The sequence below is a fragment of the Streptomyces sp. SLBN-8D4 genome, from assembly GCF_049739545.1.
GTDB classification, from domain to species: domain Bacteria; phylum Actinomycetota; class Actinomycetes; order Streptomycetales; family Streptomycetaceae; genus Streptomyces; species Streptomyces canus_C.
Window position 1 is genome coordinate 480,917 of the sequence record NZ_JBMGQC010000001.1, and the last position, 17,755, is coordinate 498,671.

General features: G+C 69.6%; 17 protein-coding genes and 5 pseudogenes. 13 read left to right on the top strand and 9 right to left on the bottom strand.

The genetic code is table 11. The annotated features are described in order from the left end of the window. Nucleotides 1-45: 45 nt before the first annotated feature. Complete coding sequence (locus tag RKD20_RS02110; RefSeq protein ID WP_007379519.1) at nt 46-504, bottom strand: Lrp/AsnC family transcriptional regulator; 459 nt, start codon at nt 502-504, stop codon at nt 46-48. 77 nt (nt 505-581) lie between these two features. On the opposite strand from RKD20_RS02110, the gene RKD20_RS02115 reads away from it, so the two are divergent. The 3 genes from RKD20_RS02115 (at nt 582) to RKD20_RS02125 (ending at nt 2,731) form a co-directional block, all read left to right on the top strand. Further along, nucleotides 582-1,754 carry a Glu/Leu/Phe/Val dehydrogenase dimerization domain-containing protein gene (locus RKD20_RS02115; RefSeq protein ID WP_424876111.1) on the top strand — a complete coding sequence of 391 codons (1,173 nt, stop codon included), beginning with the start codon at nt 582-584 and terminating at the stop codon, nt 1,752-1,754. Between the two features lie 98 nt (nt 1,755-1,852). Next, entirely contained in the window at nt 1,853-2,083 is a 231-nt protein-coding gene (locus tag RKD20_RS02120) for a VOC family protein (protein ID WP_424876112.1), read from the top strand. Between the two features lie 444 nt (nt 2,084-2,527). Continuing rightward, nucleotides 2,528-2,731 (top strand): cold-shock protein, encoded by a 204-nt coding sequence (locus tag RKD20_RS02125; RefSeq protein ID WP_020120296.1) that lies wholly within the window; start codon nt 2,528-2,530, stop codon nt 2,729-2,731. A gap of 257 nt (nt 2,732-2,988) precedes the next feature. On the opposite strand, the gene RKD20_RS02130 is transcribed toward RKD20_RS02125, so the two are convergent. Then, nucleotides 2,989-3,783: a lysostaphin resistance A-like protein gene (locus tag RKD20_RS02130; protein WP_424876113.1), complete on the bottom strand. Its 795-nt coding sequence runs from the start codon at nt 3,781-3,783 to the stop codon at nt 2,989-2,991. A 246-nt stretch (nt 3,784-4,029) separates the two neighbouring features. Here RKD20_RS02130 and RKD20_RS02135 point away from each other — a divergent pair, with 246 nt between their 5' ends. After that, on the top strand, nt 4,030-4,560 hold the full coding sequence (locus RKD20_RS02135; protein ID WP_424876114.1) for a hypothetical protein: 531 nt from the start codon (nt 4,030-4,032) through the stop codon (nt 4,558-4,560). 148 nt (nt 4,561-4,708) lie between these two features. Here RKD20_RS02135 and RKD20_RS02140 read toward each other — a convergent pair. Beyond that, nucleotides 4,709-5,712 (bottom strand): annotated as a pseudogene (locus RKD20_RS02140) (IS5 family transposase). Nucleotides 5,713-6,136: 424 nt separating this feature from the next. After that, nucleotides 6,137-6,292: a DUF6131 family protein gene (locus RKD20_RS02145; RefSeq protein WP_020120291.1), complete on the bottom strand. Its 156-nt coding sequence runs from the start codon at nt 6,290-6,292 to the stop codon at nt 6,137-6,139. Between the two features lie 376 nt (nt 6,293-6,668). On the opposite strand from RKD20_RS02145, the gene RKD20_RS02150 reads away from it, so the two are divergent. The 4 genes and pseudogenes from RKD20_RS02150 to RKD20_RS02165 all read left to right on the top strand — a co-directional run bounded on the left by RKD20_RS02150 (nt 6,669) and on the right by RKD20_RS02165 (nt 10,323). Further along, nucleotides 6,669-7,487 carry an SAM-dependent methyltransferase gene (locus tag RKD20_RS02150; RefSeq protein ID WP_424876115.1) on the top strand — a complete coding sequence of 273 codons (819 nt, stop codon included), beginning with the start codon at nt 6,669-6,671 and terminating at the stop codon, nt 7,485-7,487. A 447-nt stretch (nt 7,488-7,934) separates the two neighbouring features. Beyond that, nucleotides 7,935-8,519 carry a dihydrofolate reductase family protein gene (locus tag RKD20_RS02155; protein WP_424876116.1) on the top strand — a complete coding sequence of 195 codons (585 nt, stop codon included), beginning with the start codon at nt 7,935-7,937 and terminating at the stop codon, nt 8,517-8,519. Further along, nucleotides 8,516-8,907 (top strand): annotated as a pseudogene (locus RKD20_RS02160) (VOC family protein). Before RKD20_RS02155 ends, RKD20_RS02160 begins: the two are co-directional and overlap by 4 nt. Before the next feature lie 426 nt (nt 8,908-9,333). Then, nucleotides 9,334-10,323, top strand: coding sequence for an ornithine cyclodeaminase family protein (locus RKD20_RS02165; protein ID WP_424876117.1), 990 nt, complete (start codon nt 9,334-9,336; stop codon nt 10,321-10,323). A 161-nt stretch (nt 10,324-10,484) separates the two neighbouring features. Here RKD20_RS02165 and RKD20_RS02170 read toward each other — a convergent pair whose 3' ends face one another. Together RKD20_RS02170 and RKD20_RS02175 are read right to left on the bottom strand one after the other, a co-directional pair. Next, nucleotides 10,485-12,197, bottom strand: a complete 1,713-nt coding sequence (locus tag RKD20_RS02170) for a glycosyltransferase (protein ID WP_424876118.1) — start codon at nt 12,195-12,197, stop codon at nt 10,485-10,487. Nucleotides 12,198-12,307: 110 nt separating this feature from the next. Continuing rightward, nucleotides 12,308-12,556: a hypothetical protein gene (locus RKD20_RS02175; RefSeq protein ID WP_424876119.1), complete on the bottom strand. Its 249-nt coding sequence runs from the start codon at nt 12,554-12,556 to the stop codon at nt 12,308-12,310. 134 nt (nt 12,557-12,690) lie between these two features. On the opposite strand from RKD20_RS02175, the gene RKD20_RS02180 reads away from it, so the two are divergent. Further along, the gene (locus RKD20_RS02180) at nt 12,691-13,119 is read left to right on the top strand and encodes a hypothetical protein (protein WP_424876120.1); all 429 of its coding nucleotides are present in this window, start codon (nt 12,691-12,693) and stop codon (nt 13,117-13,119) included. A gap of 41 nt (nt 13,120-13,160) precedes the next feature. On the opposite strand, the pseudogene RKD20_RS02185 reads toward RKD20_RS02180, so the two are convergent. Next, nucleotides 13,161-13,855 (bottom strand): annotated as a pseudogene (locus RKD20_RS02185) (alpha/beta hydrolase); the annotation flags it as partial. Between RKD20_RS02185 and RKD20_RS02190 the strand changes: the two are divergent. From RKD20_RS02190 to RKD20_RS02205, 4 genes and pseudogenes are all read left to right on the top strand, one after another. Continuing rightward, a pseudogene (locus RKD20_RS02190) lies at nt 13,856-14,041 on the top strand (ABC transporter ATP-binding protein); the annotation flags it as partial. A gap of 114 nt (nt 14,042-14,155) precedes the next feature. Continuing rightward, on the top strand, nt 14,156-14,719 hold the full coding sequence (locus RKD20_RS02195; protein WP_424876121.1) for a CGNR zinc finger domain-containing protein: 564 nt from the start codon (nt 14,156-14,158) through the stop codon (nt 14,717-14,719). Between the two features lie 264 nt (nt 14,720-14,983). Then, complete coding sequence (locus tag RKD20_RS02200) at nt 14,984-16,078, top strand: barstar family protein (protein ID WP_424876122.1); 1,095 nt, start codon at nt 14,984-14,986, stop codon at nt 16,076-16,078. Nucleotides 16,079-16,298: 220 nt separating this feature from the next. Next, nucleotides 16,299-16,871: a hypothetical protein gene (locus RKD20_RS02205; protein ID WP_424876123.1), complete on the top strand. Its 573-nt coding sequence runs from the start codon at nt 16,299-16,301 to the stop codon at nt 16,869-16,871. 323 nt (nt 16,872-17,194) lie between these two features. Here the strand turns inward: RKD20_RS02205 and RKD20_RS02210 are convergent. Next, nucleotides 17,195-17,358, bottom strand: a pseudogene (locus RKD20_RS02210) (glyoxalase); the annotation flags it as partial. Nucleotides 17,359-17,374: 16 nt separating this feature from the next. After that, a complete protein-coding gene (locus RKD20_RS02215; protein WP_424876124.1) occupies nt 17,375-17,572 on the bottom strand; it encodes a hypothetical protein in 198 nt (65 codons plus the stop codon). Nucleotides 17,573-17,755: the final 183 nt, after the last annotated feature.

The following is a 17,755-nucleotide window of genomic DNA, read 5'->3' on the forward strand; positions in this document are numbered from 1 at the left end:
GCCGCCGAGCACTTCGCGATCGCCTTGGGCTTCACCGCCGGCGGTTCACGGTGTGAGGGGTTCAAGCACCTGTTTGTCGGTGTGCTGGTAGATCACAGAGGTCCGGAATCCGACGACTTCGCGGCGTGCGGTGAACTTGTCCATGAGGAAGCCGTGGAGGTGGTCGACGCTGGGCGCGGAGACGTGCACGATCATGTCGTCCCCGCCGGTGACGACATAGACGGTGCTGACCTCGGGCAGACCGGCCGCATAGGTCTTGAACGCCTCGATGACCGCTCGGCTGAGGGGGCGGATCTGGAAGTGGATGAGCGCCTGGACGTGGCGGTTGAGGGCGGCCGGATCGACGGCGGCGTGGTAGCCGGTGATGACTCCGCGGGCGCGCAGGGCGCGAATGCGTTCCAGGCAGGTCGACGGGGCGATGCCGAGCGTGCGGGCGAGGTCACGGTTGGTCTGCCGCGCATCGCGCTGCAGATGCCGGACGATCGCCGAATCAAGTTCGTCCATGCCGCGATTATGGCGCCCGTACCGAATACCGTTCGGTTGATGGCCGTGGCCTTTGTCCGAACGGCTAGCTTCGCGCCATGACAGCCGTACTTATGGACGCTCTGGCCCCCCTCGTCCCGAAACCTTCGCACGAGCTGGTGCAGGTCGTGCGCGGTCGCCGCAGCGGCCTCGCGATCACCATCGCGATCCACTCGACCGCGCTCGGCCCGGCCGCCGGCGGCTGCCGGATCGCTCACTACCCGGATCCCGCCGCCGCGATCACGGACGCGCTGCGGCTGGCGGCGGCGATGACCGAGAAGAACGCGTTGGCCGGTCTGGACCACGGCGGCGCAAAGGCGGTCGTCGCGCTCCCCACCACGACTCGGCCCACCGGCGCGGAGCGGACGGCGTTGCTCCACGACCTGGGCGACGCGATCGAATCGCTCGGGGGCCGCTACCTCGCGGGTCCGGACGTGGGAAGCAGCCCGGTGGACATGTCCGTGATCGGCGAACGCACCCCGTATGTCTGCTGCCGGCCCGTGGCCGACGGCGGCAGCGGCGATTCCTCCTTCCACACCGCGCGCGGGGCCCTGGCTGCGCTGGGCGCGGTGGCAGACGAGGTCTTCGGCTCACCGGAGCTCGCCGGCCGGACCTTCGGGGTCATCGGGCTCGGTGCGGTCGGGGCCCACGTCGCCCGACTCCTGGCCCGTGCCGGCGCGCGGCTCGTAGTGACGGACATCAACCCCGCCACCCGCAGCCTGGCCGAGGAGGTGGACGCGACCTGGGTGGGTCCGGACAACGCCCTCGCGACGGAGGTCGACGTCCTCGTGCCCGCGGCACTCGGCGGCTTGCTGACCGCGCGCACGGTGCCGCTGCTACGCTGCGCCGCTGTCGCCGGCCCGGCCAACAACCAGCTCGACGAACCCGCCACCGCCCGCCTCCTCGCCGCACGCGGCATCCTCTGGGCACCCGACGTGGTCGTCAGTGCCGGAGGAGTCATCCACGCCACCGGTGTCGAACTGCGCGGGGAATCCGAGGAACAGCTGACCCAGCGGCTCTCCGGCATCGCCGCGACGCTCCGACAGGTCTTCCACAGGGCCCGCGCCCGGGAGACCACCCCCGCCGACGCGGCCACGGACCTCGCCCGGCAACGCGTACGCCAGGGAGCCGCGCACCCGGCTCACGCTGCTGTGCTGCCCGCGGCCCCGTCGGCTGCCGGGCCGAGGAAGCCTGGGCCACCCGCATCCCGCCCGACGACACAGGAGAGCTGACGACATGACGAACCGCTGGGTCGGAGTGACCATCGACTGCCTGGACGTGGAAAGGACCGCCGGTTTCTGGAGCGCGCTGCTGGAGCGCCCGACCATGCATGCCGTCCCGCCCCGGCCGGGTCTGTCTCAGCCATCCCGGCGACCCACAACCCCGCCTCAACTTCCAGCCTGTGACCGAGCTGAAGGGTGGAAAGGTGCGCCTGCACCTCGATGTCGTAGTCGACGACATCGACCGGGCCATCGCCCGGGTGATCGCCCTCGGCGGCCTCTTCACCGGCGAACGGCACGACTATGACGAAGGTCTGCTCCTGGAATCCGGATCCATCTGACGGCTGACCTGCCAGAACCTTCGGCGCGTACGCAACGGGGTCCCCGGCGGCCTGATGTTCCTCGGCCGGGACCGGACGATCGCCCTTCCGGTCGAATCTTCTTTTTCCGGAACGCGTGCGTCAGCGACGCGGCCGGCACCAGGAACGCGACCGGCAGGACCCGGTTCGGCCCCGAAACCAGGGGGCAAACTCGGATCGCCGAGGAGCAGCAGCAGGCCCACGTGGGGGAGTTCGGCGACACGCCGGGTACCGACTCGACCGCGTTCTCGGTAGCGGCGGCCACTCCCCGGGTGTAGCGTCGTGATCCAGCAGTCGTGGTTCCGAAGTCCTGTTCGCCCGTGATCGCCGTCACGGGCGTTCTTGCGTGTCAGCGCCTCTCCGGACCAGGGCGATCACCTCCGGGCGCGCAGAGTGCGGGCCCGGTTTCCCTCGAAGGAGACGGTTATGGCCAAGGGCACTGTCAAGTGGTTCAACAGCGAAAAGGGCTTCGGTTTCATCGAGCAGGAGGGTGGCGGCCCCGACGTCTTCGCCCACTACTCCAACATCGCCGCCCAGGGTTTCCGCGAGCTGCAGGAAGGCCAGAAGGTCGAGTTCGACGTCACGCAGGGCCAGAAGGGCCCGCAGGCGGAGAACATCCGCCCCGTCTGATTCCGCTGCCGCGGCAATCGTCAGGCCGGAGGCACATCGGCATGCCTGCACGCACGATGAGCCGATGAACCGGCCGGGCACGGAGTGGCGTTGAGGACGTGGCGTACGGATTCGGTCTGACCCGAGGGTTGTTCCGGCTCCCCACCCACCTCCGCACTCCCCGGCGAAAGCCGGGACGCCGCTCCTGGTCTCGTGTCCCGTTCGTGCCCTGCGCCGAACAGGACACGAGACCAGCCACGCCATCGAGCAACCGCTCGTCAGTCCAGCGCACCCGCCTGCTCGGGACGCTCGCCAGAGTCCGCAGGAACACCGCCCCGCGTCAGAAGGGCATCTCCGGTGCCGTAGTGGCGCAGCAGCCACACCCCGTACCCGGCGTGGAAGACGTACACGCACACCTGCCACCAGTCCGGTGCCGCTCCCGGTGAACGGATCTGGAAGAAGTCATCCAGTCCGTGGACGGCGACCATCGGCCAGACCGAGCCGATCGCGTACCGCAGCGCCGCGCAGGTGAAGCCGAACAGGCCGGCCGACAGCACCTGCCACAGCGTGTCGTCCAACGGGGCGCCGAAAAACAGGTAGTTCTGCAAGTGGCCGACGCCGAACAGGAAACCGACGCCGATCGCCGCCCGCGTCGCACCGAGCGGGGTGAGGACCTGTTGTACGAGGCCGCGACTGTAGATCTCCTCGTTGACGCTGACCCACAGCAGCGAGATCAGACTGCTGACCAGCAGGGTCGTACGTCCCTCCAGGCCTGCGACCGCGTACGAGCAGGCCACGAGGAGCATCGGCAGAGCCGGCCACCAGCGCCGCAGTCCGCCCAGCGCGGCGGCGCCACTCACGCGGAGCCATCCCCACCGCCACAGGACGACCCAGACGCCCGCGAAGCAGACCGCGTTGACCACGGTGGCGCCCAGGTCGGGAAACCAGGACGGAGCCAGGGGCGGCAGGATCACCTTGGCGAACAGCACCAACACCACATGCCAGGAGACCGTGAACTCGACGGCGCCGCACAGAGGGTGACGGCTTACGTGGCCTTTCCACCGGTGCGTCACGCGGTGAGCGTAGCCGCGTGCTCCCGCTCTGCGCCCTGCCCTTTCATGAAGCGGCGCCAAGGCCCCTCCGGTGCGGCAACCACTGTGGCTGCGACGAGAGTTCAGAGGTCGCCGTCGTCGGAACTGCCGGACTGCCGGACCGTCCGACGGGCTCCCTCGCGCGGGTACAGGCGGCCGGTCTCCGACGCGCTGCGGGCCTCGTTCCGGGCGCTCCTGGACCCCTGCTGGCGGCATGTACGTTCGGCCGTGGGCGACGACGTCTCGGTTCGCACGCGCGTCGTCCTCGACGGAGGCACCGCCGCCCTCCTGGAGGGCCTGCACCCCTTCGCTCGCTGGAACCCGCCGTATCTGGACGTCGACTATCCCGTCGACCGGGAACTGCGGCTGGAAGGGCGGGGGCTGATGCTCGTACCGTCGTATTTCTGCTGGCGCAGACCCACGGCACTTGCTGATCCCGAACTCGACCCGGTCCTCGTCTACCCCGTCATGAAGCAGCCGCTCGAGATCGCCCGAGCGGGCGAGAAACGGCTGGACCGACTGCTCGGCCGGACCAGGAGTGCGGTGCTCGTCGACGTGGCAGGCCATTCCACCCGCACCACAGAAAGGCGTGCTGCGCGGGGCAGGACTCGTCGTCAGCAGGAGAGACGGGAAGCACGTCGAGCACACGGCGACGTCACTCGCTCTCAACCTGCCGGCCGGCACGGGGACGACGTTTCGAAGAGGGTCGAAAACATAGCGGCCCGTGCGGGTGCGTGGCACTGTCATCGCCATCGTTGAACGACCGGGGGGAACCACTTGGGGCGTGCCGTCAAGGCCGCGCTGATCGCACTGTTGGTGCTCGGCTCCTGCTCCGTCCTGGCTGCCGGACCGGCACCGGTGCAGCACGTGACGATCAGGGTGCACTAGGGCCTGTGTGACGTTGTGATCAGCCAGTTGCCTTCAGCAGGTCGTTGATCCAGATCATTGAGGCACGGAGGTGGAGGCCGGCGAGGTAACTCTCGGGCGACTTGTCGTATCGAGTGGCGATGCCCCGCCAGGCCTTCAGCTTGTTGATGAGCCGCTCGACCGTGTTCCGCTCCTTGTAAAGATCACTGTCGTGGCACGTGGGGCGGCCGCCCCGGTGGCCCTTCTTCTTCCGGTTGGCGGCCTGGTGCTTCTTCTCCGGAATGACTGCTTTGATGCCGCGTTTGCGCAGGTAAGAGCGGTTGGTGCGGGACGAGTAGGCCTTGTCCGCGGCGACAGCGCCGGGCCGGGTTCGAGGCCGGCCCACAGGCAGACGGACCCGAATCTTCTGCAACACGGGGACGAACTGCGGGCTGTCGCCGGCCTGTCCTGCGGTCAGCACGAGGGACAGCGGACGGCACCTGCGGTCCGCGGCGAGATGAATCTTGCTCGTCAGTCCGCCACGGGATCTGCCGAGCAGGGCCTGGTTCAGCCGGAACTTGCGCCGCCGCCGGATACGCCGTCGCTCTTCCTGCTCGGGGTCGTCCCCGCCGTCCTGCCCGTTCTGTCCCGGCGGGCCGCCCCTTTTTGCCGGGCCCGCTCCTGTTCGGCGGCGGCTTCCTCAAGGGCGTCCATGACGTCCTTGCCGAGGTGCATCCCGGCGGCGTCCTGGTGGGCGCGGGCCGTAGTGGAGTCCACGCTGACCAGGGATAAGTCCGTCTGTCCCCGGCGAGCGGCCTCGGCGATCATGCCCTCCAGAAGAGCGGAGAAGACCCCGGCGTCCCGCCAGACGCGAAAGCGCCCGTAGACCGTCGGCCACGGTCCGAACTCGGAGGGCATCTCGCGCCACTGGGCGCTGGAGCGGAACCGCCAGATCACCCCCTCGAACTGCTCCCGCAGCCGCTCGGGGTACGGGCCGTACTCGCCTATCGGCAGGTACGGCTCGATGAACTCCCACTGCTCGTTGGTGAGTTGCGTACGTGTCACACCCAGCGTCCTACCAGGCCCCACCCCCGCACGGGACCAGAACCCGAGAATGATCACGACCTCACACAGGCCCTAGCGGGAACGCCGTCTGACGGGCGGCTAGCGGGCGATCGCCGTGGCGTTCCTGGTAGCGACCGCTCTGGGCGCCCTCGGCGCACCTGCCATGGCGGCTCCGTTGCCGTGGGAAACCAGCAGGGTCCCGGCTGCCCCAGTAACCCCTGTCGCCCCATCCGTCGCAGACGGGCACAACAACATCTTCACCGTCCAGTGTGCGCCTCCCTGCTATCAGTAGGCGCTACGCGCACCGCGCACGCATCTCACCGGCTGGTGCCCCGAGCCTCCCATGGGAGGAGGGCCCGCTCAGTGAGCAGGCCCTCCTCCTGAAGGCAGGCATTTCGCCGGACGTGGTGCGAGGACAGCCCGGTCACCAATAGTGACGTCGGCCGGCGACCGCGTGCCCCATGGATCCCATGACCCAGAAAACGGCGCCCACCACGGCCAGGATGATCCCGAGGGTCCACAGGATCGATATGCCGGTGAGGAAACCGATGACAAGCAGGATGATGCCGAGCGCGATCATGACGTACCTCCTGGTGCGAGCTGACGTGTTACCTCCCGGATGCCCCGAAGCGGCAACATCACCCCACCGGCAATCAGGAAACCATTGCTCGTAGAATCCGTTGATCACCGAGGGAGTCCGTGCCTGCGGACGAGACGACAAGGTGTGCGCGGCTCGCGCACGCGGTAGATCGTCGGCAAGGGCAACGAGGTCCCTGCCCTCTCCCCGCTGCTCCTCCCCCTTGGCGGCCGCGACCCCACCGGCACCGTGATCAGCACCCCTGGCCTCCACGACCTGCCGCGCCGGCATGTCGCCCTGGACCTCCACGACCCGATCAGTACGTCCGGACATTCCAAAACCGTGGCCAGCAGGGGACGTTACGGGGAAAATGATCGCCATGACGTACGAAGGCTCTTCCATCGACCCGTCCAAGCCCAGCATCGCCCGCGTCTACGACTACCTGCTGGGCGGCAAGGACAACTACGCCGTGGATCGAGAGATCGGCGACGTGTTCAAGCGCGACCTGCCCGGCTCGGTGGCCATCGCCTTCGCCAACCGTGCGGCACTGACCCGCGCGGTCGGGGAGATCGTGCGGACCACGGGCATTCAGCAGTTCATCGACCTGGGCAGCGGCCTGCCGACCGCGGACAACGTCCACCAGGTCGCACAACGGCACGCGCCCGAGGCCCGGGTCGTCTACGTCGACATCGACCCCCAAGTCCTGGTCCACGGACGTGCGCTGCTGGAGAAGGACGACCGGACCCGGGTCGTGCCGGTCGATGTCCGCAACCCCGAAGGCATCCGGAACCACCCCGAGACCATGCGCTTGATCGACTTCACCCGGCCCGTCGCCGTCATGTTCAGCGCCATCCTCCACCACGTCAACGATGACGAGGACCCGGCCGGCGTCGTCCGCTACTGGCGCGAGAACGTCCCCTCCGGAAGCTACTTCTTCGTCAGCCACTTCCGCTCCGGCGACAACCCGGAGACGCAGGAGGCCGAGAGGGTCCTCCAGCAGACCTTCGGCCGCGGCCGGTGGCGCACCGACGCCGAGATCGCCTCTCTCCTCGACGGCCTGGAGATCCTCGACCCCGGTATCGTCCCGGCACCCCTGTGGCGCCCGGACCAGGCCGAGAATCCGTGGAACAACAGCGGGGAACGGCAACTCACGGTCTGGGAACACCTCATCGCGGCCGGCCTCGCCCGCAAGCCCTGACCACCGCCTCGGCCCCTGTCCTCTCCGCCCGGTTGAGGGCGGCCCGCCCGAAACGGAGGCTGCCCGGGGGCGGACTTGTGGTCATTGACTCGGCTCCACGCTCGTTACTGCCTGGCCGTCATCGGGCCAGTGCAGGCCGCCTGGCGGGCGCCGTAGACGCATCCGGCGGTGGAGCAGGAAGGTGTCACGGACGCAGGGGTGGGTTTCCGCCCCGAGCGCGCCCATGAGTCGAGCGGCTGCGAACCCGATCGAGTCGGCCTCCCCTCGTCGCCCTGACCCGTGCCGGACTCCGCTTCGAGCGCGTTCATCTCATCGAACGCCGTAGACCGGCGCGTCGGGCCGATGAGTTTGCCGGTTGCCTGAAGTCTCCCTTGTGACCATCCAACCCAGCCGGCGGCTCAGAAGCGCCGGACCCGGGTGTCGTGGAGAAAAGACGGAGAGGCCAGGATGAACAATCCGATTCGGCTGTACATGTCGATGTCGCTCGACGGCTATATCGCCGGCCCGGACGATCGGCCGGGGCAGGAGCTCGGGCGCGACGGTGGACGCCTCTTCAACTGGCTCGACGACCGAGAATCCGACGGTCCGAGCGGCCAGGTCTACCGCGAAGCGCTGGCGACCGGCGCGCTGATCTCCGGCCGTCGGACCTTTGAACTCGCTGGGCGCTGGCAAGGCGATCACCACGACGGCGTGCCCATCTTCGTACTCACACACCAGGTGGACGACGGGGACGTGCCACCCGGCCACGCGCGTTTCGTCACCGATGTCGAGGACTGCGCCCGCCAGGCTCGTGCAGTCGCCGGCGACCGGCCGGTCATGGTCCACGGGGCGGGAGCGGCTCAAGCACTTCTCCGGGCCGGGCAGCTGGACGAGATGGAGATCCACCTGGTCCCGGTCCTCCTCGGGGAGGGGCGCCGGCTGTTCGACCACCTGGGCGGCGATCACATCGAACTCGACCTCGTCCGACGGCTCGAGGACCGAGACGTCACGCATCTCCGTTACCGGGTGCGTCGCGCCGGGGAGGCCGCGTGAAGACGCTCTTCGTCTCTTACCGCGTCACCGATCTGGCCCGCTCGCTCGGTTTCTACACCGCCCTGGGCTACGCCGAACTGGGCAGGGTCGAGGTCGGCGACGGGGCTCGCCTCGTGATCCTCAAGTTCCCCGACGAACCGGCGGCCTCGCTCGAACTGGTCCACCGCCCCGGTGACGCAGCGGTCGAGGTGGGCAGCGGTTTCGATCACCTCGCGATCCAGGTGGAGAGGCTCGCCACCACCCTGGAGACGCTGACCGAAGCCGGCCTGAGGCCCGAGCCCCTCCGGTACCCGGGTGGCCCTGACGGCCCGAAGACGTCGTGGCTCACGGACCCTGACGGTGGCCGTCCGGACATCCGGACGGCATCACCGAGGCCGACTTCGCCTGAGGCGGCGGCCACGGAACGGTGCTTCCGTGCCGGTCCTACTCCTCCTCGTCGTCTACGTCATCGGTCGCGTCCGGGGCACGCGGTGAGCGCGGGTCTGCGGCCCGGCGATCCTGTCGGGAGTTCCGGCCTTTTCGCCGACCGCGTTCAGGAATTTCTGCGGCGCCGTGATGGTGTGTTCTTGGCCCGTGCGGTGTTCAGGCCGAGGTAGTTCACCGCGGGGGGAGAGACATGCGCGCTGCTGACCGCGGGCCTGACGGCCAAACAAACGATCCTCCTTTTCGAATGGCCGGCTGTACGGACTCAGTCGCGTACGGATGATCCTCCTCCCGGGCAACGGCGTGTCGTAGCCGGGGCGTCGGGGGGCGGGGCCGACGCTTCGGCTGTGCGGTCGTCGGCCGTATGACCGGTATCAGGAGGTTGAGACGCATGCTTGTTCTGGGCCGCTCGCAGGTCGAAGCCCTGCTCGACGTGGACGCCCTGATCGATGCCCTGGCCGTTGCGATGGCAGACCTCAGTGCGGGCCGCGCCTCGGTGCCCGACCGCGTCGCCGCCCTGGTGCCCGAGCGCGATGGATTCCTGGCGGCCATGCCGGGCTTCCTGCCGTCGGCCGGGGTGCTCATGACCAAGCTGGTGTCGCTCTTCCCGCACAACGACGGGGCACGGTTGCCCACACATCAGGCGCTGATCGTGGCGTTCGATCCGGACACCGGTGAGCCCACCGCCCTGCTGGACGGTACGGCCATCACCGCGGCGCGGACCGGCGCCTGCTCCGCGTTGTCGGCGCGGCTGCTGGCCCGCGAGGACGCGACGGTGCTGGCAGTGCTGGGCACCGGCGTGCAGGCCCGGTCCCACGCCCGCGCGATCTGTCGGGTCCGCCCGATCCGGCGGATTCGCGTCGCGGGCCGGGATCCCGCGAAAGCCGCTGCCCTGGCCGCCGAACTCTCCGCCGTGCTGGAGGGAGAGGTCCAGGCCGTGTCCAGCTACGCCGAGGCACTGGACGGCGCGGACATCGCCGCCGCGACGACGCACGCCGCCGAACCCGTGATCCGCCGTTCCTGGCTGACACCGGGGGTGCACATCGCGTCCGTGGGCTACAACCCGGCCGGCCGCGAGATCGACGACGCCACTGTGGCTGAGGCTCTGGTCTGCGTCGAGTCGCGGCAGGCCGTGCTCGCCCCGCTTCCCGCCGGCAGCAACGACCTGCTCATGCCGATCCGCGACGGCCTCATCACCGCCGATCACGTGCACGCCGAACTGGGCGAACTCATCGCCGGCAGCAGACCGGGGCGCACCACATCGGACCAGATCACCCTCTACAAGTCGGTCGGCGTCGCCGCGCAGGACGCCGCGGCCACGGCGCTGGTCATTGCCGCAGCCCGCGAGCGGTCGATCGGCCAGGAGGTCACGCTGCGCTGATGCCGCTTGCTGGGGCTCGTGCGGGAGGAGGTCTCCTACCCGCTGCCCTCGCCGGCTGGTGCGGCCGACCCTCCCGCACCAGCCGGCCCACCGGCCCGCAGCGGTGATGCTTCCGCGCCTCGGCGAATCAGTGTCCCGCAGCGCCCTGGCCACCGCGCTTCTCAGTTGCCGCTCCAGGGGTCCGCCCTGCGCGCCAGCTTCTTCGCTCGGCGCCGGACGTCCGGGGGGAGGCGGTGGAGGACCGTACGGGCTGCGCGGCGGATGGGCGGGACCGATGTGGTGCGCAGGTAGAGGCGGTGAGGGAGCGTGGCCTGGCCCGGTGGGCGTACGGACAGGCGGAGTTGGCCGGTCGGGCCGCCCCAGGCCGGGATCACCAGGTGGGGTGGGTTTCCCACCCTGACCGAGCCGAAGCCGAGACCGAGGCCCGCGCCGAGACCGAGGTCCGGAGCGCCACCGCGCGTCTCGGCGTCGCTGCGGGCCACCCTCGCCCTGCGGCCCACACCGAGGAGTTGGGCGCTCGCCCACACCACGTGCGTACCGGGTTCCATCTCCTGGCCTCCGGCCAGAGTGAGGGGGTCGATGACCGTTTCACCGGTGAGCACGACGCGGTGACGGCGCCCGCCGAGCGGCTGGGTGCGCGGGGTCAGGTCGGCGTCGGGGAACCACCACAGGTCCCTGGCTGTGTCGTGGACCAGGAGTTCGCCGTGGGCGTGGCCGAGGGGGTGCGGGGCCTCCCAGCCCTCGGCGCCCTCGATGCCGTCCAGCAGCTCGGGGTCGAGGAGCATACGGCCGTAGCGCTCGACGAGGGCGAGGGGCTCACCGTCGGCGCGGCGCATGCCGATCGTGGTGGTGACGTGGAGCCTTCCGTCCCGCCAGCGGATGTCGTCGACGGTGACCTCGGGCCTGATGCGCCGGGTGCGGCGGCCGAGTTCGACGAGGGAGTCCAGATGACCCTCCTCCAACAGGTGCGCCCGGAGTCGGGTGAGTGCGGGTAGGCCGTCGCGGACACCGGGCGGGTAGGCATCCAGGGCCACACGGCGTACGACGTCGAAGTGGCGCTCGAGGTTCTTGCCGGTGCGCTGGAGGACGCGGGGTTCGTTCACCGGACGGAGCAGTTCGACGCGGTAGGAGCGGCGGAGCAAGTGGTTCTGCAGCGGGCCGGGTTGGGTGTCCTGCTTGATGGCCTCGACGACCGTGCGGAGATGACCGTAGTAGTCCTCCGGGGTGGTGCCGCGGCTGCTGGTGTTGCCGCCGTCGTCGCGGCGCTTCCATACGTAGCAGGGGTGGTCGGCCAGGATCGAGACCGTCTTGGCGCGCACGTAGGCGCGGACCATGAAGAGTTGGTCCTCCAGGCGCACCGGGCCCTCGGGGAAGCGGATGTCGTGGGTGAGCAGGAAGTCGCGGCGGAACATCTTGTGCGGGGTGAGGCTCTCCATGAGGGGCGCGTCCTCGACCGTGCAGCGCTCCACGGTGCGTTTGAAGACGTTGCTGGGGCCCTGCATGGTGCCGATGACCTTTCCCATGACGATGTCGGACCCGTTGCGGGTCGCCATCCGGTGCAGGTGTTCCAGGGCCTCCGGGGTCAACTCGTCGTCCTGGTCGACGAATTGGATGTACTCGCCGCGAGCTTCCCGGATGCCGACGTTGCGCGGTTTGCCGGGCCAGCCGGAGTTCTCCTGGTGGATCACCCGCACATGCGCGTACTCGTCGGCCAGCTCGTCGAGCCGCTGCGCGGAGTCGTCGGTCGAGCCGTCGTCGACGTAGATGATCTCGTACGCATCTTCCCCCAAGGTCTGGCGTAAGAGCGACGGTGCACACATGTCGATGTAGCGCCCCGCGTTGTACACGGGCACCACGATGCTCACCTTGAGCATGAACGCTCCCCCTAAACGGAGACGGCGCGTCTCCTGTTGTTCTTTGGACGTTCAGACTCTGGCAAAGGTTGTCTAACCCGAAGCAATCAAACGATTGTCTCCAGAAGGCGTCATCGCTGGGCTCCTGAGCCGGAACCGGGGAGTGAGGTGGGAAGGCCGAACCGCGGGAACAGCCCGCCGTCGAGGAAGACCACGATCCGTGCGATCAGGCCCCCTCGGATCTCCAGCACATGAATGCCGTGCGGGACGAACGAGCCGTCCGGCGCCAGGCTGTAGGTCGCCACTGCCGGACAGCCGTTGGCGAAGGTGGCGAGGGAGCGGTGCGGCCGGGCGAACGCCCTGCGCCTCACGATCAACATGCCCGCCTCCGTGGCGGAACGGCTCCGGGTGCGCGACGCCGATGACACCAAAGTAACCATCTTGACTGGTGACGCAACCGTGTGGGAATCTCTCGTCACCGCTCAGAACGGTTACTTCTCGGTGAGGACATCCCATGGCAGTCGTACGCGTCCACCTCGTCTCCCAGCTCAGCCCCAAGGACGTGCTGGGAGTACTGACCGACTTCGGTCCCTCCCGCCCCCAGGCCTGGCCCACGATCGACGCCGACCACTTCGAGGTCCACGGCCTCGGCGACACCTGGGCCGAGGTCACCGAGGGGACCGCGGCTGCCTGGGAGCGGGCGCGCTACGAGTGGGAGCCCGCCGGTGACACGGTCACCGTCACCACGCTGGACTCCAAGCTCTTCGGGGCCGGCGGCGGCTGGGTCTTCCGGCTGACCGCCGAGGGCGGCGGCACCCGTGTCGACGTCGAGCTGACGCGGGAACCGAGCACGGTCAGGGGCAAGATGCTCGCCGTGCTCCTGCCCCTGGCCGCTCCCGGGTCGCTGCGCAAGTCCTTCGCGGGGCCGTTGCGGGCGAAGTGACGCGCCCTCCCGCATGTGTCCCCGTACGTGGGCTCAGCAGGTCACTTGTCGAGGTGGGCGGTGAAGTAGTCGGCGAGCTTGTCGACGGCCTGGTCGACATACTCGCGCTTGTCGTAGAGGTCGACGTGGCTGGCGCCGGGAATGCGATGGAACTCCTTGGGGCCGGTGGCGGCCTGGTGGGCCTCGATCGCCATCCAGGCGGTCACCGCGCGCTCCCCGATGATCTGCAGGACGGGGCGGGGGGGGCCGATGAGGGGAGCGACGCGGAAGACGTCGCTGGAGGCCAGCTTGTCGACGCTGTCCCAGGTGAGGTACTTGGCGGAGCGCTCGTGGTGGCCTCGGGCGCCGCAGCAGTACTCCCAGCCCTCGATGCCGTGTTCGCCGCCCAGGGCGCCCGCCTCCTCGGCGGTGTCCGGGAACATCGTCAGCACGCCTGGATCCTCGCCGCGGGCGGCACGGGTGCGAGCCCGGGCGGCGGCGTCCAGGAGGGCCTGGAAGACCGCCGGGTCCTGGGAACCGTCGGCGCCGAAGCGGAACTGGCGGGCGGGTTCGGCGGTGGAGACGGTCGCGACGGCCCTGACGGGTGGTCGCCGCCGGTGGCGGCCGGCGAGTAGCCACCGGAGGCGCAGATGCCGAGCAGACCGACGCGGTCGGAGGCGACCTCCTCGCGGGTGGTGGGGTACGAGACGGCGGCCTTGAAGTCCTCGATGCGCTGGGCGGGGTCCTCCAGCCCGCGTCCCCACGACTGTGCGACGAACTGGAAGCCGCCCTGGGACCGGGACCCGGCGCGATCGTCGTCGCCAGCCACGACCGCTGGCTGCGCCGCCGCCGGCAGGGCCGCGCCGTGCGCCTGGAGTGCGGAGCCGGGTCCCGGGAGGAGGCGGGTCCGTCTCTCGTCGGCCACCCCGGTCAACGGTCCTGACCCGCACGTCCGCTCCCCTGCCGTACGGTCGCGAAGGCGCTGCCGCCGATAGGCAACCGCCTGAAGTGGTGACGGTTCTTGCGTTCAGCATTAGTCACCTGTCAAGATGGTGATGTGAATCTTGACCATGTCTTCGTATGCGGGCACCCGGCTCTCGACTTCGCGGCCACGCTCCGGGCCCGCCGCTCGACCCGGTTCGAGATGTTCGTGACGCCGGAGCGGCTGAACGCCTGGTACCTGGAGTCCGGGCTGGTGGACACGATCACTCCCGGCAGGGAGGACGACGTCCGCGAGGCCACGACCGTACGCGAGGCCGTCTACCGGCTCGTCACCGGCCGCAGGCTCGGCGAGGAGTTCGACCGGGAGGCGCTCGGCATCCTCAACGCCGCCGCGCGCAAGACGCCTGCGACACCCCAGCTCACCCTGTCGGGCCGGCACACCGACGCATCGCCGGAGCAGGCCCTGGCCACCGTCGCCCGGCAGGCCGTCGAGCTGCTCAGCGGCCCCGACGTGCCGCTGATGAAGGAGTGTGGCAACCCCGAGTGCACCCGGGTCTACATCGACCGTTCCCGGGGCATGCGGCGCCAGTGGTGCGGCATGGAGTCCTGCGGCAACAAGATCAAGGCCGCCGCGTACCGCGCCCGGAAGAAGTCTGCACCCGCGGTCGCCGCCCGCTGACCTCATCCGGGCGGCGCACGGCCCTGACTGACGCGGGGCTCCGTGCGCGTGTTCAGAAGCATCCCTCGAGCCCGTCACCGGCACAGCCTGCTCCCGCCGGTGACGGGCCCGAAGTGCATCGGGGAGCGCGGGCCAGGTGCGGGCCGCCCCGGTGGGCACCGGCCCCGACGCGGCGACACGCCTCAAGCCGCGATGACCGACTGCCTTGAGGCGTCACGACCGACTACGCGAGAAAAGCCCTCGCCGTGGACACTCGGTCCCGGCATGATTCCCACCGTGCATCAGGACGAGGGCCATCGCGGGCGCGCGCGGTACACGCTGACCGAGGAGGAGCACGGGCATGCCTGGGGCGTCTGCGCCGAGGTGGAAGGGCTGTTCGGGGAGCCTCAGCGAGGGACCTACGAGCTGTTCGGCTGGGTTCCACAGGCAGAAGTGCGCGGTTGGCTCGGCGACCGAGTGTGGCTGGTGCCGGACGATGAGACGCTCGACGCCTGGCTGCTGGAGGACGCGGAGAGCGTAGGCCGGTCCCTGGGGACAGACAGGCTCGTACTCACCGGCCTGGACGACTACGAAGGCCCACCCGAAGGGCACAGGGGCCGAGTTCGCGTGCACGACGGGCACCGCTGGCTGGGCTCGTGCCGAGAATTCGCCCGTGTCCTGCCGCCCAAACGGTCGGCACCCCCGCTCGTCCTGCGGGGGCTCGCCCAGGGTGATCAGCTGCGGGCGGCCCTGATGAAGGGCACCCGGCGGGCGCTGGACCTGGAGCAGGCCGCCCTGGAGATACAGGACGACCAGGGCGAGCCGCTCACCGAACGCCTGCTCCGGGCCAGAGTCAGCGCCTGGCGCCCATCCCCCGACGGGAACGATCGGATCGACCTGGAGCTCGACGGAGCACTCTTCACGCCCGTTCCCCCGTACGCCCGGCCGATCTGGGAGCGGTGGTTCGCCGGGCCGCCGGACACTCGGGGTGCCTGGGCCGGCCTCGACACCCGGCGTCGCGGAGCCTGGCTCGACCTCGTCAGAGAGCGGGCCTGCCGACGCACCCACCGTGACCGGCCGGCCGGTCACGCCTACGAACTCGACGGCCGGCACGTCACCGACGAACCGGGCCTCTACCTGGCGCTCGGCGAGGCGGTGAACGGTCCGGGCGGCTACTTCGGCGGCTGTCTGGCCGCCCTCGACGACTGCCTGCGCGGCACCTTCGGCTACACCTCCCCCTCGACCCTGCTCTGGCGCGAAGCCGCGACAGCACGCGAGCATCTGTCCCAGGCCCTGACACCGGAGGGCCAGGCCTACGACCTGTTCGGCGTGGTCCTCGATGTCCTGGCCAAGGGCGGCATGCACGTCACCTTGGCGTGAGCTGCCGTCCGCCCGGCTTGGAACGTGGTCAGCCCACTTCACTGTCGCGGATACGCACATGTTTGTCTGCTCGTATCGCCGCGACAGCGGTTCTACGACACACATACCAGGCAGTACCTGCGAAGGGCACGAACCATCTGGCGCTGACACCTGTCCGCACGCGGCCCTCGGGCCTGGGTACCATGCGCAAACGTCAGTCATATCGAGGGAGTGAACGGTTGTGACCAGCCAATCAGCCGCCACGCTCCGGTCGCGGTACGTAGCGCAAGCCGCATCGGACCTGGAGGAGAACCGCCGCCGACAGCAGGAGCTGGCGGAGAGGATCAGCGTCTTGAAGCAGGAGGAGGCCCTCCTCTCGGACATCCTCAACCTCGCCGAGCGGTACGAGAGTTTCGCGGACGCGTCCCGTCTGCCCGAGCAGTCGGTGGACGAGCCGGCCGCCGCAAAGGCGAAGAAGGCTCCCGCCGGTACCACCGCACGGCGCTCCGCGTCGGCCAAGTCCGCCCCGGCCGCCAAGGCGGCGAAGGCGGCGAAGGACGGTGCGAAAGGGAAGCCGCAGCAGCCTCTGCTCGGTGACCTGTTGGCGGAGCTGCTGGGCCAGTACGAGGAGCCACGTCCGGCGAAGGAGCTGCGGGACGAACTCCTGGCCAAGCACCCGGACCGCAATCCCACCCCGCAGGTGGTGCGCAACACCCTTGAGTCCCTGGTCGCCAAGGGCCGTATCCGGCGCCACAAGCAGCAGCACTCCGTCATGTACACCCTGGTCGAGCGGGGCGGGACGGACACCGACTGACACCGGCAACGTGTGAAACCTTGCTCCTTCAGGCGTGCCTCCGCCCGCCATATGTCGTCCAACGCCACGTTTTCCACGTCTCGCCGCAGCCGTACGGCCTCCAGCTCCGTCACCGCGTCATCGACCGCGGCCAAGCGGTCCTTCTTCCATGCCCGCGGACGCCAGCAGCGCTGCGAGGACCGGCTCACCGGTCGCCCCGCGTTCCTCCGCTTCGCGCCGGGCCGGGACGGGCCGGGACGGGCCGCTGTGGGTGGACCGTAGTCCGAACCGGCCGCGTGGGTGGGCGACGAGACCGGTTCGCGCGAGGTCGACGTCGGACGGGCTCAGCGGCCGGGGGCACGCTCAGTGATCTCCTGAAGGAACCACTCGTTGCCGTCGAGGTCCTTGAAGGCGGCGAAGGTGCCGTAGCTGGCTCGCTCGGGGTGCACGCCGGGCACCCGGTGGGTGTGCCGGCGTGGTGGAAGGCGCCGGTCTCGTCGCGGAAAGGGACCCGGCTTGTGCGCCTACAGCCCCAGGTCGAGGGCGAGGCACGAGTAGAACTTCCATGAGCCTTCGGGGTCGTACGATCCGTTCGCCCCGCCGGCCGGAGCGGCTTCGACCGCTTCGGTCATGTCGTCGAAACGCACGCGCTCGGGAAGCTTGCCGAAGCGCGCGCGTCGTACCGCCGCCTCGGCGGCTTCCGTGGTGAGTCCCTTGTTCATGACCGTGCTCCACTTCGTCGATCGTGGACGGCGTCCCGCTTGTCGCCCGGACGGACCTCAGCATGCCCCTCCTTTCGTCACCATTCAAGCCGGTGACGCATGTCGGGCCTGAGCAGCCACCCCATGGCGTCGGCCTCGTGCAACTTCTTCGGGGCGGTCGCCGTCACCCGTGCGGTGCCCGGT

Bases quoted from the DNA above. Each gene is read 5' to 3' on its own strand.
- RKD20_RS02215 (WP_424876124.1), bottom strand. From the start codon at position 17,572: ATGAACAAGGGACTCACCACGGAAGCCGCCGAGGCGGCGGTACGACGC.
- RKD20_RS02200 (WP_424876122.1), top strand. From the start codon at position 14,984: ATGATTCCCACCGTGCATCAGGACGAGGGCCATCGCGGGCGCGCGCGG.
- RKD20_RS02180 (WP_424876120.1), top strand. From the start codon at position 12,691: ATGGCAGTCGTACGCGTCCACCTCGTCTCCCAGCTCAGCCCCAAGGAC.
- RKD20_RS02125 (WP_020120296.1), top strand. From the start codon at position 2,528: ATGGCCAAGGGCACTGTCAAGTGGTTCAACAGCGAAAAGGGCTTCGGT.
- RKD20_RS02165 (WP_424876117.1), top strand. From the start codon at position 9,334: ATGCTTGTTCTGGGCCGCTCGCAGGTCGAAGCCCTGCTCGACGTGGAC.
- RKD20_RS02175 (WP_424876119.1), bottom strand. From the start codon at position 12,556: ATGTTGATCGTGAGGCGCAGGGCGTTCGCCCGGCCGCACCGCTCCCTC.
- RKD20_RS02145 (WP_020120291.1), bottom strand. From the start codon at position 6,292: ATGATCGCGCTCGGCATCATCCTGCTTGTCATCGGTTTCCTCACCGGC.
- RKD20_RS02155 (WP_424876116.1), top strand. From the start codon at position 7,935: ATGAACAATCCGATTCGGCTGTACATGTCGATGTCGCTCGACGGCTAT.
- RKD20_RS02150 (WP_424876115.1), top strand. From the start codon at position 6,669: ATGACGTACGAAGGCTCTTCCATCGACCCGTCCAAGCCCAGCATCGCC.
- RKD20_RS02115 (WP_424876111.1), top strand. From the start codon at position 582: ATGACAGCCGTACTTATGGACGCTCTGGCCCCCCTCGTCCCGAAACCT.
- RKD20_RS02170 (WP_424876118.1), bottom strand. From the start codon at position 12,197: ATGCTCAAGGTGAGCATCGTGGTGCCCGTGTACAACGCGGGGCGCTAC.
- RKD20_RS02110 (WP_007379519.1), bottom strand. From the start codon at position 504: ATGGACGAACTTGATTCGGCGATCGTCCGGCATCTGCAGCGCGATGCG.
- RKD20_RS02120 (WP_424876112.1), top strand. From the start codon at position 1,853: ATGCCGTCCCGCCCCGGCCGGGTCTGTCTCAGCCATCCCGGCGACCCA.